The organism is Leptolyngbya sp. FACHB-36 (assembly GCF_014695955.1).
Classification (GTDB): Bacteria; Cyanobacteriota; Cyanobacteriia; order Leptolyngbyales; family Leptolyngbyaceae; genus FACHB-36.
In genome coordinates this window covers 1-2,125 of the sequence record NZ_JACJPG010000019.1, presented here as the reverse complement: position 1 = coordinate 2,125, position 2,125 = coordinate 1, and the positions used below count along the sequence as shown (strand labels likewise).

At 52.1% G+C, this 2,125-nt stretch carries 2 protein-coding genes and 1 pseudogene; all 3 read left to right on the top strand.

Annotation, left to right across the window (positions count from 1 at the left end):
* On the top strand, nt 1-339 hold a 339-nt coding region (gene minE, locus H6F43_RS00225), incomplete at its 5' end, for a cell division topological specificity factor MinE (protein WP_190340034.1).
* Between the two features lie 298 nt (nt 340-637).
* Nucleotides 638-1,744: a HAMP domain-containing sensor histidine kinase gene (locus H6F43_RS21775; RefSeq protein WP_199290070.1), complete on the top strand. Its 1,107-nt coding sequence runs from the start codon at nt 638-640 to the stop codon at nt 1,742-1,744.
* An 87-nt stretch (nt 1,745-1,831) separates the two neighbouring features.
* Nucleotides 1,832-2,125, top strand: a pseudogene (locus H6F43_RS00215) (shikimate dehydrogenase); the annotation flags it as partial.

Genomic DNA, 2,125 nt, shown 5'->3' with positions numbered 1-2,125 from the left:
AAAACCCGACTCAAGCTGGTTCTAGCGCACGATCGCGCAGATTTACCGTCTGCCACACTGGAGGCGATGCGAAAAGAGATTCTAGAAGTCGTTTCGCGCTACGTGGAGCTAGATACCGATAGTATGGAATTCTCGTTAGAGAACTCGCAGCGAGCCACCGCGCTGATCGCCAATTTGCCGATTCGCCGCGTTCGTTTGGTTGATCCGCCGCCTGCTGCATCTCCTGAACCCGCGCCAGCGTCTACTCCATCAGCCTCTATTGCGCCACCAGCGCCTACTGTGTCGCCAGCGTCTACTGCGCCTGAGCCGGACGTGTCAACGCCGATCGTGCAGGACTAAACGGTCATCAGCAGTGCTTGGGGAAACGATCGCCGTCTGTTATTCAAGTGGGACTGAGGCGATTGGACTGAGGCGATCGTGCTAATTTTGAACGATCGGTGAAGGTGTTACTCGATCAAAGCGCTGCCTGCTACCCCTCTATCTTTTTGCTGCGCGTTCAACAACTTACGATCTCTGGTAGTTTAATCGTGTCTGCCGTTTGACCGGACGCACACATGCATCGAGTCTCTGTTGCTTGCTGCTCGAAGTCACAGCTTGAAAACTTCCCTTACCTTCCTCTCATCAGGGAATTAAAACAATGGTTGATCCAGCTTCTGACCGTCTTAAGCAAAATGCTGAAAGAATGATGCAGCTGTGGGAAGAACGGGCGCGTAATGAAGTCAGTGCATCGATACATTACGACTCTCTGATCTTGCAAGATTCGCTACCTCAATACTTAAACCAACTGGTGGATAGACTCTCAACCACGATCAAAAGGACGCCTGATCGGATAAAAACCGATCGGGTAGAAAGCCTTCGGATTGGCAGAGAGCATGGACGGGAGCGGGCGGGTTATGCCGACTACTCGATGACCCAACTGATATTCGAGTACCACATTTTGCGTCAGGTGATCTTTCAGGTTTTAGAGGAAGAAGCGCCGTTAGACGTGCGGGAGCGAGACATCATCATTGACTCCATTGAGCAAGCCGTGAATGATGCTGCCACTCAGTTCTCACAGACGCTACGAGACATTCAAGAGCTATTTATGGTGACGCTGACTCACGACCTCAGAGGTCCAATCAGTGTCATCAAAATGGGAACTCAACTCATTCTGCGACGGCTTGAACGAGGAGATACCCACATTGATGTAGCGGTGAGGATGATTAGCTCGATCGATCGGCTGGATTCCATGATTCAAAATCTGCTCGATGCAAGTCGGCTGCGGTCAGGGCAGGAGTTAGCGCTTAAATTTGAAGAATGCTATCTAGATGGGCTAGTTCAGGATGTCGTAGAAGATTTGAGCTTTACGTATGGGGAGCGCTTTGTGGTGGTTTCCGATGTGGGCATCAGGAGCTATTGCAGCCGTAAAGAAATCCGGCGAGTTGTTGAAAACTTAGCCGTTAACGCTGTGAAATATGGTGCTCCGAACACACCTATTACACTCACGCTGGAGCAAGCTGAAACGCACATCAGCCTCACCGTTCACAATGAAGGTAATCCGATCGCCCCGGATGCCCAGTCAATTCTATTTCAACAGTTTCGTCGCACTACCTCTGCTGAGGAGCAAACGGGATGGGGATTAGGATTATTTTTAGCAAAGAGTATTACGGAAGCACATCAAGGTACGATCGCGGTTGAAAGCGCAGAAGGCACGGGAACTAACTTTATCGTGACGTTGCCCAAGGTGCCTGCTGGGATGGCATAGTTGCTACAGTTTTTGGCTGACTTTGGCGAAAGGAAGGACGATCGCTCGTCTCGGCAACATGGAGTTTAGAGTTCAGGGTGTTCTGTTGTGATTACAGGTAAGACCAAACTGCTCGGCGTTATTGGGCATCCCGTTGAGCATTCCCTCTCTCCCGCAATGCACAACGCAGCGCTGGCGCATCTGGGACTGGATTACGTTTACCTCCCGCTGCCCGTGAAGCCAGAGAGCCTAGGGCACGCTGTCGCCGGATTTGCCGCGATCGGTCTGCGCGGCTTCAGCATCACCATTCCTCACAAGCAGGCGATCGTGCCGCTGCTGTCGGACGTGTCCGAGGTGGCGCAGGCAGTGGGAGCCGTCAACACCGTTTGGCGCACTGAAGCG

Coding starts and splice junctions, on each gene's coding strand:
- H6F43_RS21775 (WP_199290070.1), top strand. CDS start 638: ATGGTTGATCCAGCTTCTGACCGTCTTAAGCAAAATGCTGAAAGAATG.